13 protein-coding genes are annotated in these 15,467 nt (G+C 57.3%); 11 read left to right on the top strand and 2 right to left on the bottom strand.

All coding sequences use genetic code 11. The annotated features are described in order from the left end of the window. Window positions 1-32 precede the first annotated feature (32 nt). Both BLT78_RS10875 and BLT78_RS10870 read left to right on the top strand, forming a co-directional pair. Window positions 33-782, top strand: coding sequence for an electron transfer flavoprotein subunit beta/FixA family protein (locus BLT78_RS10875; protein ID WP_090348994.1), 750 nt, complete (start codon window positions 33-35; stop codon window positions 780-782). Window position 783: 1 nt separating this feature from the next. Beyond that, window positions 784-1,713: an electron transfer flavoprotein subunit alpha/FixB family protein gene (locus tag BLT78_RS10870; protein WP_090348993.1), complete on the top strand. Its 930-nt coding sequence runs from the start codon at window positions 784-786 to the stop codon at window positions 1,711-1,713. Between the two features lie 225 nt (window positions 1,714-1,938). Here the strand turns inward: BLT78_RS10870 and BLT78_RS10865 are convergent, their stop codons facing one another. Beyond that, window positions 1,939-2,370: a winged helix-turn-helix transcriptional regulator gene (locus BLT78_RS10865; protein ID WP_090348992.1), complete on the bottom strand. Its 432-nt coding sequence runs from the start codon at window positions 2,368-2,370 to the stop codon at window positions 1,939-1,941. A gap of 239 nt (window positions 2,371-2,609) precedes the next feature. Here BLT78_RS10865 and BLT78_RS10860 point away from each other — a divergent pair, with 239 nt between their 5' ends. Then, complete coding sequence (locus BLT78_RS10860; protein WP_090348991.1) at window positions 2,610-3,506, top strand: SDR family oxidoreductase; 897 nt, start codon at window positions 2,610-2,612, stop codon at window positions 3,504-3,506. 319 nt (window positions 3,507-3,825) lie between these two features. Here the strand turns inward: BLT78_RS10860 and BLT78_RS10855 are convergent, their stop codons facing one another. Beyond that, entirely contained in the window at window positions 3,826-5,265 is a 1,440-nt protein-coding gene (locus tag BLT78_RS10855) for an aminotransferase-like domain-containing protein (protein WP_231975615.1), read from the bottom strand. Between the two features lie 607 nt (window positions 5,266-5,872). Between BLT78_RS10855 and BLT78_RS10850 the strand changes: the two genes are divergently transcribed. The 8 genes from BLT78_RS10850 (at window position 5,873) to BLT78_RS21420 (ending at window position 15,444) form a co-directional block, all read left to right on the top strand. Then, window positions 5,873-6,898, top strand: a complete 1,026-nt coding sequence (locus BLT78_RS10850) for an ABC transporter substrate-binding protein (protein WP_090348990.1) — start codon at window positions 5,873-5,875, stop codon at window positions 6,896-6,898. A 510-nt stretch (window positions 6,899-7,408) separates the two neighbouring features. Continuing rightward, on the top strand, window positions 7,409-8,788 hold the full coding sequence (locus BLT78_RS10845) for an aspartate aminotransferase family protein (protein WP_090348989.1): 1,380 nt from the start codon (window positions 7,409-7,411) through the stop codon (window positions 8,786-8,788). Between the two features lie 556 nt (window positions 8,789-9,344). Beyond that, window positions 9,345-10,565, top strand: a complete 1,221-nt coding sequence (locus tag BLT78_RS10840; protein ID WP_090348988.1) for an aminotransferase-like domain-containing protein — start codon at window positions 9,345-9,347, stop codon at window positions 10,563-10,565. A 99-nt stretch (window positions 10,566-10,664) separates the two neighbouring features. After that, on the top strand, window positions 10,665-12,206 hold the full coding sequence (locus BLT78_RS10835) for an acetolactate synthase large subunit (RefSeq protein WP_090348987.1): 1,542 nt from the start codon (window positions 10,665-10,667) through the stop codon (window positions 12,204-12,206). Window positions 12,207-12,316: 110 nt separating this feature from the next. Next, complete coding sequence (locus BLT78_RS10830) at window positions 12,317-13,756, top strand: NAD-dependent succinate-semialdehyde dehydrogenase (protein WP_090348986.1); 1,440 nt, start codon at window positions 12,317-12,319, stop codon at window positions 13,754-13,756. 125 nt (window positions 13,757-13,881) lie between these two features. Continuing rightward, a complete protein-coding gene (locus BLT78_RS10825) occupies window positions 13,882-14,637 on the top strand; it encodes a substrate-binding periplasmic protein (RefSeq protein ID WP_090348985.1) in 756 nt (251 codons plus the stop codon). 472 nt (window positions 14,638-15,109) lie between these two features. Further along, window positions 15,110-15,271: a helix-turn-helix domain-containing protein gene (locus tag BLT78_RS21980; protein ID WP_090348984.1), complete on the top strand. Its 162-nt coding sequence runs from the start codon at window positions 15,110-15,112 to the stop codon at window positions 15,269-15,271. Continuing rightward, window positions 15,268-15,444 carry a winged helix-turn-helix transcriptional regulator gene (locus BLT78_RS21420; protein ID WP_157719530.1) on the top strand — a complete coding sequence of 59 codons (177 nt, stop codon included), beginning with the start codon at window positions 15,268-15,270 and terminating at the stop codon, window positions 15,442-15,444. The genes BLT78_RS21980 and BLT78_RS21420 overlap by 4 nt, the downstream gene beginning before the upstream one ends. The last annotated feature ends 23 nt before the right edge of the window (window positions 15,445-15,467 follow it).

The following is a 15,467-nucleotide window of genomic DNA, read 5'->3' as shown; positions in this document are numbered from 1 at the left end:
GCGCTCCGCTCATATTGTTTTTGGAGACTCTTATGAAAGTCCTCGTAGCCGTTAAACGAGTGGTCGACTACAACGTCAAAGTCCGCGTCAAGGCGGACAACTCCGGCGTCGACCTCGCCAACGTGAAGATGTCGATGAACCCGTTCTGCGAAATTGCCGTGGAAGAAGCCGTCCGTCTGAAAGAAAAAGGCGTAGCGAGTGAAATCGTCGTCGTCACCATCGGCCCGAACACTGCTCAAGAGCAGCTGCGTACTGCCCTGGCCCTGGGCGCCGATCGCGCCATCCTGGTCGAGTCCGCCGACGAGCTGAACTCCCTGGCCGTGGCCAAGGCGCTGAAAGCCGTGGTCGACAAGGAGCAGCCGCAACTGGTCATCCTCGGCAAACAGGCCATCGACAGCGACAACAACCAGACCGGCCAGATGCTGGGCGCCCTGACCGGCTACGCCCAAGGCACCTTCGCCTCCAAGGTTGAAGTGGCTGGCGACAAGGTCAACGTCACCCGTGAGATCGACGGCGGCCTGCAGACCGTCGCGCTGGCCCTGCCGGCGATCGTCACCACCGACCTGCGCCTGAATGAGCCGCGCTACGCGTCGCTGCCGAACATCATGAAGGCCAAGAAGAAGCCGCTGGACGTCGTGACCCCGGACGCCCTGGGCGTTTCCACCGCTTCCACCGTCAAGACCCTGAAAGTCGAAGCACCGGCTGCCCGTCAGGCTGGCATCAAGGTCAAGTCCGTGGCCGAGCTGGTCGAGAAACTGAAGAACGAAGCGAAGGTGATCTGAGATGGCCGTCCTTGTAATCGCTGAACACACCAATGCCGCTCTGGCAGCCGCCACCCTCAACACCGTGACCGCCGCTCAGAAGATCGGTGGCGACATCCACGTGCTGGTTGCAGGTCAGGGTGTTGGCACCGCCGCCGAAGCCGCTGCCAAGATCGCTGGCGTGTCCAAGGTGCTGGTAGCCGACAACGCCGCCTACGCCCACCAGCTGCCGGAAAACGTCGCACCGCTGATTGCCGAGCTGGGCAAGGGCTACAGCCACGTGCTGGCGCCCGCTACTACCAACGGCAAGAACTACCTGCCGCGCGTGGCGGCCCTGCTGGACGTCGACCAGATCTCCGAGATCATCGCCGTCGAGAGCGCCGATACCTTCAAGCGTCCGATCTACGCCGGTAACGCCATCGCCACCGTGCAGTCCTCGGCTGCCGTGAAGGTGATCACAGTACGTTCCACCGGTTTCGACGCCGCTGTCGCCGAAGGCGGTTCCGCTGCCATCGAAGCCGTGGGCACCGCCAGCGACGCCGGCAAGTCCGCCTTCGTCGGCGAGGAACTGGCCAAGTCCGACCGTCCGGAACTGACCGCTGCCAAGATCGTCGTTTCCGGCGGCCGTGGCATGCAGAACGGCGACAACTTCAAGCACCTGTACGCCCTGGCCGACAAGCTGGGTGCTGCCGTGGGCGCGTCCCGTGCCGCTGTCGACGCCGGCTTCGTGCCAAACGACTTGCAGGTCGGCCAGACCGGCAAGATCGTCGCGCCGCAGCTGTACATCGCCGTCGGTATCTCCGGTGCCATCCAGCACCTGGCGGGCATGAAGGACTCCAAGGTCATCGTCGCCATCAACAAGGACGAAGAAGCCCCGATCTTCCAGGTGGCCGACTACGGCCTGGTGGGTGACCTATTCGAGATCGTACCGGAACTGGAAAAGCTGCTGTAACAGCGCTTTCCTGGCCCGCCATACAGAAGACCCGCTCCTCGGAGCGGGTTTTTTATTTCACGATGACTCCAGCACTGAGGCTCGCCGAGCTACGTGTCGATGTGGCGCAACGCTAGGTGCAAGCCGTCGAGTTCCGGGACATTTTATGTGCCAGGCAACAATCCTTCTATCAACAAGGATCCACTCTAGGCCGGCAGCAGCGCTGTGAGAAGAAAACGTTCCGTTTTAGCGAGGTTGGACTCGCGAGTCAGAGTGCGCCTGCAAAGGTAGTGGAGCCGGTGGCGACGACGTCCCGCTCATTGCGTCATAGTCCGATCGCGCGCCCTGAATGACCGCCTTGTTCTGTTCCGCCCAGGCAACGAGGGCGAGCACCGGTTCCAACAGGGTCTGACCAAGGTCAGTCAGTTCGTAATCCACTCGCGGTGGGATCGTTGGGAACATCTTGCGCTTGATCAATCCGTCGCGCTCCAGTCCACGAAGTGTGAGAGTCAGCATGCGCTGAGAAATGCCCTCGACGGCGCGCTTGAGCTCATTGAAGCGTTTGGGTCCCGCTCGCAGGGCGCCCACGATGCATAGACTCCACTTGTCACCGACCCGGTCGAGGATTTCGCGTACGAAAAGGCATTCGTCCGGCATCTGGATGTTTCTCGGTGACATGGATGTGCCTTCTTGTGGGTAGCGCGACAGTGCCAATATTATCCTAACGAACAAAAGAGAACTAAGTCCCTCTTCTACTCTTGGATTGGGGTTGTCCTAAGCACCCACCATCTCGCGGTGTTCCTATGGTCTTCACGTCACCTTGTGGCTCGTAAAGGTAGGGCTGCTGGTGTTCAACGGCAGGGGTGTGAGCAACACGCCAATCCCCCCATCAACCCAAACGTCAAGGCAGATCCACCATGTCCCAACGTCTCTTGGTAACCGGCGCTTCCGGCAATCTTGGTCGTCGCGTAGTCGAGTCACTGCTGGAAGTAAACGCCGGCCCCATCGTTGCCACCACGCGCGATCCGTCCAAGTTGGCTGACCTTGCCGCTAAGGGGGTCGAAGTCCGCGCTGCCGACTTCGACCACCCGGAATTCCTGTCGTCAGCTTTTGCTGGTATCGACCGCATGTTGCTGATTAGCACCGATGCCATCCACGTGCCCGGTCGGCGGCTGGCCCAACACAAGGCTGCTATCGCCGCGGCCGAGAAAGCTGGAGTCAAACACATCGTCTACACATCGTTGCCGTCGCCGCAACCGAGCAGCGAGAGTGCCGTGGAAGACGATCATTTCTGGACTGAGCAGGCCATCGTCGCAAGCTCGATGAGTTGGACCTTCATGCGCCATGGGCTTTATGCCGAAAACTTGCTGTGGATGCTGACGCAGGCAATCGCCAGTGGCGTATTGACCACGGCGACGGCCAACCGAGGGCGTCACTGGGTTACGCGAGAAGATTGCGCCCGGGCCGATGCGGCGGTACTAGCTTCGGGCGACACCGCTAACCGGATTATCGAGGTCACCGGCCCGGCAGCCGTGACCGCAGAAGATATTGCCGCGTTCGTGTCAGAGCTGACGGGTAAGCAGTTGGTGCATGAGGAAATCACGGAGGCTGCACTGCGTGATGTCATGGCTGGAACTGGCCTGCCGCGTACGTTAATTGGTGCGCTGGTCGAGTTCGATCGGGCCACGGCCGTTGGCTTCCATGCCACTGTGACTCAGGCCGTCGAAGAGTTGACGGGCCGGAAGCCTACGACCGTGCGAGATTTCCTTTCTGCCAACAAGGTAGCGCTGCAACCCACGAGGGAGTCCGCGTAAGGGCTATGTGCCACGAAAGGTTGCGTTAGTCTCTGGCGCCAACTTCGCAGTTGGTGTCGGAACCTTAAGCTAGGGCAGCTGCTCGGGACCACTTTCAGATGGTCTGTTTGGATGTGGTGCAAGGACAAGGGCGCGTCATCACGCTTCGGCAAATTGGTAGCGATTCGCGGCTGGCTCAGAGTCCGGTTGGGAGAGCATGCCTCGCTGCTATGCCGGAGAACGAGAGGGCGTCTTTGCTCATGCACATCCGCCGGTGCGATCCGGAGCAGTGGCCTGCAGCGCGAGGTCCCTTGGTCTACGCGGCTATCCATTGTTGGTGTCAGTTCTGTCGAGCCAGGAATTCGTAGAGTCGCGCGTCCAATGAGTGGCCAACATTGAAGCGCATCCAAGGTACATTGCGGCCGTCTGGCATAAACAGCTGGCCAGGGAACAGAAGGATCTTCGCTTCCTTGGCTTGCCGGGCGAGTTGGGTCGCGTCAGCCACTGCCCTGTGGCGGGCCCAGAGGAACATGCCGGCATGCGGTTCGTGGAAAAGCTCCAGACCGGCCGCCTCAAGGCGCCGCGCCACGCTTTCGTGAGCCTCGCTGAGCTGTTCGCGCAGTTGGCGCACGTGCTTGCGTTGGCGGCCCTGGAGCAGAATGTCCAGAGCCAGGGTCTCGGTGAGCTCCGAACTGGTCAAACCGCTAACGATCTTCAGCGGCACCAACTCCTCAATCAGCTCCGGGTGCGCTGCTATGAAGCCAACCCGCAGCGCAGGGGCAATCACCTTGGACAGGCTGCTGATGTAGATCACCCGTGCCAACTGATCAAGATTAGCCAGCACCAACTGGCCGGAGGGATCGAGGTCAGCGTAAATGTCATTCTCGACAATCAGGAAATCGTATTTCTCCGCCAATTGCAGCAAGCGATGGCTAGCAGCAAGCGACAGGCTAGTACCGGTAGGGCTATGCAGTCGTGCCTGAGTGAAATAGACCTTCGGCCGGTGCTCGCTTGCCAGTTGCTCCAAGCGCTCTAGATCCAGGCCATCCACGGTGCGAGGAACACCCAGCAGCCGGGCACCTTGCAGGCGCAGGTTGAGGAAGAGGTGCTGGTATCCGGGCTCATCCACCAACACCGGATCGCCGCGTTGCACCAGGTACCGAACTGTCAGATCAAGCGCCTGGCTGGCACCGCTGGTCAGCAGTAGTTGTTCGGGACCGGCGGCAACACCTGCGTCAGCCAGGCGGTCGGCAAGCTTGCCGCGAAGGCGCTGGTTGCCTTTGCTCTGGCCGTAGTTGCCGTACTGAATGGGATTCTCGCGCGCCAGGCTCCGCAGGCCGCGCAACAGACCCTCACTGTCTATCCAGTGATCGGGCAGAAGGCCAATGCCGGGGCGCAGTTCCATTCCAAGCGGCTGGAACGCCTTGTGCAGCAGCAGGTGGGCATCGAAGTCAAACTCCGGAGCATCCTCCTCGTAGCGCGCATCCTCAGCGACCTGGCCTCGCACGTAATAGCCGGCATTGGGCACAGTGTTCAGGCAGCCGCGGGCCACTAGGCGATCGTAGGCCTCGGCAACGGTGAAGTGGCTAACGCCGTGGCTCTCGGCGAACTTGCGGATGGAAGGCAGCTTGGCCCCCGGACGTAAGCGCTGCTCTTGGATGGCCTGCGCGACACCCTCCACTATCTGAGAGACCAAAGGAGTGCCCGAGGTGGGATCAAGTATTAACAACATAGAGACCTCCGTCGGCTGAGGGTCGGAACTGTACAGGCTTGACGACATGACAGCTCTGCCAGCAGTCCATCGTCGGTGTACATGGCGCACCATAAGAAGTGACAGCATTATCCAAGTCGTGCAGCGTCTTACCGAAAGCCTGGAACGAGGATCTGTCATGCGCGACACAGCTTACATTTTCGCTAAAGATCGGCCGGCCCACCATGACCAAATCACCTTGGATCGGCTCTTCTCACGCTTTCGCCGAAATGACTGCTACTCCACTTGGTTTCCGAGCGAGCTGTCGCGCGCTTCAAGGTCTCATTCCGCCCATGGCAATGATTCAGCGTATCCGAGGCGCGCTAGCCATCTAGTTTCGAACCGCCAAAGCCCCTGGGCTCATGGCGTGTCCTCCTGCCTCGAGCATACGCGCTCGGCTCAGCTCCACACCTAGGTTCTGTACGAAAAGTCAGTAGCAGCTAGACAGCGAAGCGAAAACCGCTCCGTAAAGGCATCAGAATCCTCAAGAATTGGATGTTTTCTGACCGTTCCTGAGGGGTTTGAAAGCCGCCTCAGGACTTTTCGTCCAGAGCCTAGGCTGAGCCGTTTTCTATGTCCTGACCCGAATGGGCTGGGGCAAATTGCAATCTGCCAACAACAACATCTAGAGGTAGACATGAAAAAAACGCTACTGGCGACCCTTATGATGGGCCTGAGTTCTTGTGCCCTAGCGGCTGACGTGACCGTAATTTCGTTTGGTGGCACCGCCAAGCAAATTCAGACCGAAGCCTACTACACGCCTTTTGAGAAGGCTTCCGGCAACAAAGTGATTGCCGGTGAATACAACGGTGAGATGGGCATGATCAAGGCCATGGTCGAGGTCGGCAACGTCTCCTGGGATGTGGTCCAAGTCGAAGGCTCAGAGGTGCTCCGTGGCTGCGATGAGGGGCTGTTTGAGCAATTGGATCAGAAGCGTCTGGGCAACTCCGGCGACTTCATCCAAGGAACCTTCTCTGACTGCGGCGCTGGCCTGCTGGTCTGGTCGATGGTTATGGCCTACGACGCCAAGCGGCTACCCACCGCACCGACCGGTTGGGCAGATTTCTGGGACACGCAGAAATTCCCTGGCAAGCGTGCGCTGCGCAAGGGGGCCAAGTACAACCTAGAGATCGCCTTGTTGGCTGATGGCGTGCCAAAGGAAGACTTGTACAAGGTGCTGTCCACTCCCGCAGGCATAGATCGTGCCTTCCGCAAGCTGGACCAAATCAAGTCGTCAATTCAGTGGTGGGAATCCGGCGCGCAACCCTTGCAGTTCCTCGCCAGTGGCGATGTGGTGATGAGTGCGGCGTACAATGGGCGGGTGTTTGCTGCTCAGGGTGAAGGTGCGCCAATGAAGATGGTGTGGAATGGCAGTATCTATGCCATCGACTATTGGGCAATCCCCAAAGGCAGTCCGGACAAGCAAGCGGCGGAGGACTTCATAGCCTTATCGCTACGCCCTGAGCAGCAGAAGATCTTCACCACGAAAATGGGCTACGGCTCTACCAACCTGAAAACCACTGCGCTTCTCGATCCAGCTCTACAGGAACGTCTGAATACCTCCCCGGAGAACCTGGAGCAGGCGGTGCCGCTGGACTTCGCCTTCTGGGTTGACTATGGCGAGGACTTGGAAGGGCGCTTCAACGCTTGGGTTGCCAGGTAATAGCAACTTCACGAGATGTCCCGCCGAGCTGCTGATAAGACGCGGCTCGGTGGTGCCGCGGGGCATTCATCCGATCTCCTCGTTTTAATTTGGTCAATCATCGCAATGCGAAACCCTAGCTTTTCTCAGATCCCTCTCGTTGACATTGGCGTGATGCACGGATAATTACGCGAGCCGGGGTGTTGTTTTGTGTTTGGCAAAGCCTTGGAGTCCTAAGTTGTTGTGGTTAATGTCGGGATTATTGTGTCTGAAACTTATCGGTTTGCTGGTTTGAAGAAGTCTTGTATTGGGGTTGTGAGATTTGGGTGTGGCATTGAAGATTGCCTTTAGATCGCCTTGGCGAGGTGTTGTTTGATGCTTCGCTATAATCGTATGGGTTAAGTCGGCTTGGTTAAGGGGGGTTCTTCAATGTCCCTTGAGATTTAATACGATCGATCGAACGAATTTAATTTTTGATTTGTCAGTTTTTGTATTTGACTCGTCAAAGCCTTGAATGTGGAGTAATTAGCAATGAGCCAATCAAATCTTTCGCTTGCTGAAAAGGATGTCAAGCACCATCTCCATCCATACACCGATGCACGTCTGCACCAGGACGTGGGTCCGCTGATCATTGATCGCGGCGAAGGTGTTTATGTCTTTGATGTCGAGGGTAAGCGTTATATCGAGGCTATGTCTGGCCTGTGGAGTGTTGCGCTGGGTTTCAGCAATGAGCGCTTGGTTAAGGCTGCCGAACAGCAAATGCGTAAGCTGCCCTTCTATCATATCTTTACCCATAAGGGCCATGGCCCGAGTATCGAGCTTGCGGAGAAGCTGATAGAGATCGCTCCTGTGCCAATGAGTAAGGTGTTCTTCACAAACTCTGGCTCTGAAGCGAATGATACCGTTGTGAAAATGCTCTGGTATCGAAACAATGCTCTTGGTAAGCCTGAGAAGAAAAAGTTCATCAGCCGACTGAATGCATATCACGGCATCACGGCTGTTAGCGCCAGTCTGACAGGGCTTCCGGTTAATCAGCGTGGCTTTGACGTGCCGCTGCCCGGTTTCCATCATGTTAGCTGCCCGCATTTTTATCGTAATGGCCAGCCAGGTGAAACTGAAGAGCAGTTTGCAGATCGTATGGCTTCTGAACTGGAGAGTGTCATTCTCCGAGAAGGACCGGAAACTATCGCTGCCTTCTACGGCGAGCCGCTTATGGGCGCGGGTGGTGTTATTGTTCCTCCGCGCACCTATTGGGAGAAGATGCAGGCTGTTTGCCGAAAATATGACATTTTGATCGTTGCAGATGAGGTTATCTGTGGCTTCGGTCGTACAGGAAAGATGTTTGGCTGCGAGACATTTGGGATCCGGCCTGATGTTATGGTTATCTCCAAGCAGATGTCTTCCTCGTATCAACCGATCGCTGCAATCCTGATTAACGAGAAGGTATTTGAAGGGATTGCCGATCAGAGTAGCGCTTTGGGCACTCTGGGACACGGATTCACGGGCAGTGGCCATCCGGTTGCAAGCGCTGTTGCATTGGAAAACATTAAGATTATCCAAGAGCAAAACCTCGTTGAGCACGCTGCAGAAATGGGTGAGGTGCTACAAGCTAAATTGGCGGGCTTCGCGGATCACCCAATGGTAGGTGAGGTGCGTGGCTGTGGCTTGATTGCTGCAGTAGAACTGGTCGCAGATCGTAAGACTAAGGCCCCATTCGAAACCGTAGGACGGCTGGGCCGCTACTTGGCGGCTCGTGCTCAGGCGCATGGCATGATTACGCGGCCTATCGGTGATTCGATCGCTTTCTGCCCACCTTTGATTTCGACGAAACAAGAAATCCAGGAGATAGCAGATATCTTTGGTAAAGCGTTTGAGGACACCGAACGTTGGTTCAACCAAGGCGGCAAGTAAGGAATTCGATTCCGTGCGGGTGGTGACGGAAGTCTCTTGCTTACGAGCTGATCGCTCTTGAAAGGAGCTGGAGTCACGCTCTCTGTCACCATCTTTTGCCCCGCACTAGCGGGGCTTTTTTACCGGATGGGCATCGGGGGATTTCGAGTGGGCCGTAGTGGCTATTCTTAAAACTCATCAAGTAGCAATTTTAAATCGCTTTACTCAAGGCGTGCGGATCGGAAAGCATGCCCTTATCACTGCAGGTTGAAAGGCACTAGTCCGCGTAGCTCTGACGCAGCAAGGGATCAGCATAAGATGAGTTTTTCGATAAAAGTCTAGGTGGCGGCAGTTTTCATGTCACATGACGGCCTCGCTGCAACAGGGCCGATCCTTACTGGGTGGTGCTTGGCAGCCAACGGTGATGCTGTCGCGGAGAGGTCGTACTAGAGGTCAGGGTCGCTTTCAGTGGGAGTGGTGCGAACTGTAGTTTCTGGTGTCGCTAAGCAAGCGTCCTGCCCCTCAAACAATACCAATATCGCCATTGGCCTCTGCTTTCGGCCTGAACGGATCGCCTATGTACAGCTTTTCCCCTGCCTTCGTTACTCCTATGAGTTCCCCTATTCGGGACCTTTTTAAGTATCTCAGTGAACCGGGGATGATTTCTTTCGCGGGTGGCTACCCAGATCCCGAAATGTTCGATGTGGAAGGTCTGAGAGAGGCTTCTGTAAAAGCGTTTCAGAATAGCCGCACCTGTCTGCAATATGGTGGGACAGATGGAAGCCCTGAGCTGAAGGCTCAGATTATCCGGATCATGCGGAGTAGAGGCGCAAGCGCCCAGCCAGAGAACGTTATTGTTACGACAGGCTCACAGCAAGCATTCGATCTTCTAATGCGCGTGCTTGTTAGTGCTGGTGACCGCGTACTTGTCGAGCAACCTACCTATACGACCAACATCCAGGCCCTACATACCTATCAGGCGCGAATGACGCCTGTTCCAATTGACGCCGATGGATTAGATATAGCCGCGCTTGAGCGGCTTCTCGCGAACGCAGAGGCAGATGCTGACCTCCCGAAACTGCTATACACAGTTCCGACTTTTGGTAATCCATCGGGCGCTACTTTGTCGTTGGCGCGGCGCCTCCGTCTGCTCGAGCTCGCTGTCCAATACAGGTTTGTGATCGTCGAAGACGACCCCTACAGTGAACTGCGCTTCTCTGGCGAACCCGTTTCTTCATTACTGGCGTTGGCAAAGCAAGTGCCTGGTGCCTCCGATTGGATCGTATACCTCGCAAGCCTTTCAAAGATCGTTGCGCCAGGTATCCGTGTCGGCTGGGCGATTGCGCCAACTGAAATAGCTCGGCGTATCTATGTCGCTAAACAGAGTGCTGATGTGGGGAGTTCACCTTGGACACAGGGTATCGCTGCCGAGTACCTCGCCAGCGGCAAGCTTGAAGCCCATCTGGAAAAGATCCGTCAGGGTTATGGGGAAAAGTGTCGAGCACTGAGTCAAGGGCTAAAAGATTTGGTGGGCGATGCAATTACTTTTCACGAGCCACAGGGCGGCATGTTCATTTGGGCCAAACTGACCGGTGGGTACAAAGCTGCAGGCCTGCTACACGAAGCGATTCCTCGCAAAGTCATTTTCGTACCAGGAACAGGGTTCCATGCAGTAGACCCTGATTACTCAACTCTACGACTGTCGTTTTCCGCGCCAACTCAGGACGAAATTTTCGAAGGAGTTCGTAGGCTGGGAGAAGCACTTGTTGCGGTTCATGCAACTGCTCGGAGTCACTAGGCACGGTGGTGAACCAAGTAGCGCACAAATGTTTGTGTGCCATCCATAGATGGGATATATGCGATTAAGCATTAAGAAAGAATCTCGGAGTATTTAAAGATGAATGGTGCTAAGAGTTTGGTTGAGACACTTCTGGCTTCGGGTGTGGATACTTGCTTTGCAAATCCCGGGACTAGTGAAATGCACTTTGTCGCCGCGCTAGACCAAATTCCTGGAATGAAATGTGTGTTGGGTTTGCAGGAAAACATTGTGACCGGAATGGCGGATGGCTACTTCCGTATCGCTCGCAAGCCGGCCTGTACGCTCCTTCATTGTGGCCCCGGCCTGGCAAATGGCTTGGGAAATCTCCACAACGCTCGGCGGGCGCGTAGCGGTATCGTGAACATCGTGGGCGACCAAGCCACGTACCATCGCCCATTCGATGCACCGCTAACCGCAGATACGGATGGCATGGCCCGAACCGTGTCCCAGTGGGTGCAAACGAGCACCAGTCCGGCTGGCTTGGGGCACGATGCAGCTCTCGCAGTCCGTGCGGCGAAGACTTATCCCGGCCAGATTGCGACGCTTATCCTGCCTGCCGACGTCTCATGGGAAGGGGGCGGCGTGGTTGCCGCACCTATTACACCGCCTGCACCTCCCGCTATTGATGGGCATGTAGTTGAAAATGCGGCTCGTATCTTGCGGAACAACCAGAACGTGCTGATTCTCCTTGCCGGCCACGGGGTTCTGAGCGCGGCGCAAGCTCTTGCCTGGCGCATCGCAAGTGCAACCGGTGCCAAAGTCATGGCCGACTATGTGAGCGCTCATGTGGCGCGGGGCCGTGGTCGGATGCAACTGGACCGCGTTCCCTACGACATGGATGCTGCCATCTCGGCTCTCCAGCCTTTCGAGCACATCATTCTGGTGAACGCCAAGCCGCCGGTTGGTTTCTTTGGGTATCCGGAGCTTCCATCTAGGCAGTATTCACCTACCACGCAACTGCATGTGCTCTCGCGACCCGATCAGGATGCTGTGGGTGCTCTGAAGGCGCTGGTTGACGCACTGAGCGCTCCCGAGGTTGAAAATTCCGATCCAGGCCCTCGTCCGGAGACTGTCAGTGGCACCCCCACTCCGGAAGGTCTGGCTCAAACATTGGCAGCGCTGATGCCTGAGAACTCCATCATCTCTGACGAAAGCATCTCGTACGGTCGCGGTTTCTACAAATTCACCCACGCGGCTCCCGCACACGACTGGTTGCACCTGGCCGGCGGTGCAATCGGTGACGGAATGCCGGTGGCGACAGGTGCCGCAATCGGTGCCGGTAAGCAACGTCGAGTGATTAACCTGCAGGCAGACGGTTCTGCCATGTACTCCCTGCAGTCTCTCTGGACCCAAGCTCGCGACCAGCTGCCCGTTACGACCATCATTCTTAACAACAGCAAGTACAACATCCTGATCGGCGAATACAAAAACGTCGGCGCGGTTCCCGGTGACACTGCAATGAGCATGCTGGACCTGGGTAACCCTTTCCTCAACTGGGTCCAGCTTGCCAATGGCATGGGGGTTGAGGCGGCGCGTGCCACGACTCTTGACGAGTGTGCAGACCTCATGAAGAGCAGCTTTAACCGAAATGGCCCCTTCCTGATTGAGCTTATGATATGAAGCTTCTTATGACCTGTTTCGGCTTGCCTTCTGCAGGCCGAATTCATTTCTGAGTGACATACCACTGCGGGCTCACCCTCAGTGTCTCTACTATCCGGGAGCACAATTCAATGACCTATCCAAACACCCAACTCTTCATAAACGGAAAGTGGCAGGATGCGGCGGATGGCCGGACCTTGGCCGTTCTCAATCCAGCCACAGGAAAGGAGATCGGACGTGTAGCCTGTGCCACGAAGTCTGATCTTGAGAGATCCGTTGTCGCGACGCTCGAAGGCTTTCGAATGTGGCGCGATATGACGGCAGCAGCCCGTAGCCAAATCATGCGTCGCGCAGCGGGCCTGCTGCGAGAACGTGCGGAAGCCATCGCTCAAGTTCTGACTCAAGAGCAAGGTAAACCCGTACGTGAAGCGAGGGGCGAAGTGCTTGCCGGTGCGAACATCATCGAATGGTTCGCTGAGGAGGGGTTCCGTGTATATGGACGTATTGTCCCGTCTCGAACTGACCCGGCGATTCGCCAAACTGTAGTCAGAGATCCGGTCGGGCCGGTTGCCGCGTTTACTCCCTGGAACTTCCCCATCAACCAGCTGGTACTGAAGGTGAGTGCAGCATTGGCAGCTGGCTGCTCCGTAATCGCCAAAGCAGCAGAAGAAACCCCCGCCGCCCCTGCGGCCTTGGTGGCAGCCTTTGCCGATGCAGGCCTTCCTCCAGGTGTTCTCGGCCTCGTCTATGGCGATCCGGGGGAGATCTCGAGCTACTTGATTGCACACCCGGCTATCCGCAAAGTCACCTTCACCGGGTCGACGCCAGTAGGTAAGCACCTTGCTGCTTTGGCAGGCACCCACATGAAACGCTCGACAATGGAGTTGGGCGGCCACGCGCCGGTCATCATTTGCGAGGATGCAGACATCGATCTGGCGGTCGAATCGGCGGCAATGGCCAAATTCCGTAATGCGGGCCAGGTCTGCATCTCGCCAACGAGGTTCCTCGTCCACGAAAGTGTCGCAGATACCTTCGCGACTGCGCTGAGCAAGCGCGCGCAGAACCTGAATGTAGGTAACGGCCTGGATGAAGGAACCGAGATGGGGCCCTTGGCGAACTATCGTCGAGTGGCTGCGATGGCAGAGTTCCTACAGGACGCCGAAGCAAAAGGCGCGCAGATCCTGGCAGGTGGGTCGCGAATCGGTGAGGAAGGAAACTTCTGGGCACCTACGGTACTAATGAATGTGCCGCTGGATGCCAAGATTTTCAATGAAGAGCCTTTCGGCCCCATCGCACCAATCCGCACCTTTACTGATCTGAATGATGCAATCTCGGAGGCGAATCGGCTGTCATTCGGGCTGGCAGGCTATGCATTTACCAGCTCCTTGAGGAACGCGGACTTGATCTCGCGTCGAGTCGAAGTTGGGATGCTGTGGTTGAATATGCCCGCATCTACCAGTCCAGAAATGCCCTTTGGGGGCATCAAGGATTCCGGATATGGCTCCGAAGGTGGTCCTGAGGCCTTAGAGGCCTACTTGAACGTCCGTTCTGTCGTGGTGAGGAACTGCTAAGTCAGCTGCTCATTGCCCCGTGTCAACTGTCTGGCGGAGTTCCGACCCCGGGGCGCTGAGCTGCGCCCCGCAAGTGCGGTGTATCGCCCAGCCTCTGTCCTTTCTTCTGTGCAAGGAAGTCGTTCATGCCGAAATGCTTGCCGCTGGCCCTGGCCGGCACCCTGTTGCTAGTCGCCGGACTCGCCCGTGCCGGGGTTGATGAGAACTACAGTGTCGTCCTGCTGACGGAGAACTACCCGCCCTACAATATGGCGATCAACGGGAAGAACTTCGCCCAGGAAGACAACATCGATGGTATCGCCGTCGACATCGTCCGCGAGATGTTCAAGCGCGCCGGAGTCAAGTACAGCCTGACCCTGCGCTTCCCCTGGGATCGTATCTACAAGCTGGCGCTAGAGAAGCCAGGTTACGGAGTGTTTGTCACCGCGCGATTGCCCGAGCGCGAGCAGTCGTTCAAGTGGGTTGGTCCCATCGGCGTGGACGACTGGGTGATGCTGGCCCGCGCCGACAGTTCGATTGCCCTCTCGAACTTAGACGACGCGCGCAAGTACAAGGTAGGCGCCTACAAGGGCGACGCCACCGCCGAGTATCTGGTCCAACAGAAACTGGAACCGGTCACCACCCTACGTGACCAGGAAAACGCGACGAAGCTGGAAAAGGGCCAGATTGACCTCTGGGCCACCGGCGACCCGGCCGGCAGCTACCTGGCCAAGCAGGATGGCGTAGAGGGGTTGAAGACCGTGCTGCGCTTCAAGCAGGCTGAGCTCTACCTGGCGTTGAACCGCGATGTGCCGGACGAGATCGTGCAGAAGCTGCAGGGCGCGCTAGACGAGATGCGCACCGAGGGCTTCGTCGACGAAATCCTCAACAGCTACCGCTAAGGCATCGCGATCCGGGCGCGCGGTTCCAATCCCGAAGGTGAACAGTCTGCGGGAGTTCTAGGTACCGCCGCGGCAACCCGAGTAGCATGTGCTGACTTTCTTGGTCGCGGATGGCCGGATGACTCGTCTGCGGGGCTGGCCCGCGCAAGGACGCCGCGAACCAGAACACCAAGCGCGGTATGACCGCGCAGAAGTTGATCCAACGTAATCTGAGCGTGGCTACACGTCGTGGCCGCAATTGAGGCCGAATGCTCGCTCAGCACCGCCTTCTTCCCGGCCGACCCTGCGAAGTCGGTAGCAAGCGTGTGTGGGGCGAATTCGTTCGCTAACTGTGATCTCTCAGTAGGTTGTTCATTCGGGGGCATTCCCGGAACTCTGGAAGCGCGACCAATACAGCTTTCCAGAAGCCCCGGATGAGCCTGCATAAACATGCCCGTCTTACCCTGCGAGGTCGAGCCCTGCTCATTTATGCATGCTCAATGGCCTGTGTGTCGAGGATGCTGCACAAGCCGCTGGCGTGAGTGTCCGCACGGCCTACAAGTGGCTCAGACGCTTTCGTGAGGGGGCGAGTCGGGCCTGCTGGATTGCTCATCACGCCCGCACTCATGCCCTCATGCCACTGCAGGCGCCATGATCGAACAATTGATTGAGCTGCGCAGATCCCGCAAGACCTACCGACAGATCGCCCAGATGCTCGGGCTGGCCGTTAGCACTGTCGCCCGCCATCTCAAGCAAGCAGGTTTTCACCGATTGGCCGAGCTGGAGCCGGCCGGGTTCTACCCCGTTAGCACGGACATTTTCGAGTAAGCTCACGCCGAGCTGAAGGAGTG

The sequence above is a fragment of the Pseudomonas oryzae genome (genome assembly GCF_900104805.1).
Classification (GTDB): Bacteria; Pseudomonadota; Gammaproteobacteria; order Pseudomonadales; family Pseudomonadaceae; genus Geopseudomonas; species Geopseudomonas oryzae.
Note: the sequence above shows the minus strand (reverse complement) of the source record. Positions and strands in the feature narration are given on the sequence as shown.

Coding starts and splice junctions, on each gene's coding strand:
- BLT78_RS10875 (WP_090348994.1), top strand. CDS start 33: ATGAAAGTCCTCGTAGCCGTTAAACGAGTGGTCGACTACAACGTCAAA.
- BLT78_RS10870 (WP_090348993.1), top strand. CDS start 784: ATGGCCGTCCTTGTAATCGCTGAACACACCAATGCCGCTCTGGCAGCC.
- BLT78_RS10865 (WP_090348992.1), bottom strand. CDS start 2,370: ATGTCACCGAGAAACATCCAGATGCCGGACGAATGCCTTTTCGTACGC.
- BLT78_RS10860 (WP_090348991.1), top strand. CDS start 2,610: ATGTCCCAACGTCTCTTGGTAACCGGCGCTTCCGGCAATCTTGGTCGT.
- BLT78_RS10855 (WP_231975615.1), bottom strand. CDS start 5,265: ATGTCGTCAAGCCTGTACAGTTCCGACCCTCAGCCGACGGAGGTCTCT.
- BLT78_RS10850 (WP_090348990.1), top strand. CDS start 5,873: ATGAAAAAAACGCTACTGGCGACCCTTATGATGGGCCTGAGTTCTTGT.
- BLT78_RS10845 (WP_090348989.1), top strand. CDS start 7,409: ATGAGCCAATCAAATCTTTCGCTTGCTGAAAAGGATGTCAAGCACCAT.
- BLT78_RS10840 (WP_090348988.1), top strand. CDS start 9,345: ATGTACAGCTTTTCCCCTGCCTTCGTTACTCCTATGAGTTCCCCTATT.
- BLT78_RS10835 (WP_090348987.1), top strand. CDS start 10,665: ATGAATGGTGCTAAGAGTTTGGTTGAGACACTTCTGGCTTCGGGTGTG.
- BLT78_RS10830 (WP_090348986.1), top strand. CDS start 12,317: ATGACCTATCCAAACACCCAACTCTTCATAAACGGAAAGTGGCAGGAT.
- BLT78_RS10825 (WP_090348985.1), top strand. CDS start 13,882: ATGCCGAAATGCTTGCCGCTGGCCCTGGCCGGCACCCTGTTGCTAGTC.
- BLT78_RS21980 (WP_090348984.1), top strand. CDS start 15,110: ATGCTCAATGGCCTGTGTGTCGAGGATGCTGCACAAGCCGCTGGCGTG.
- BLT78_RS21420 (WP_157719530.1), top strand. CDS start 15,268: ATGATCGAACAATTGATTGAGCTGCGCAGATCCCGCAAGACCTACCGA.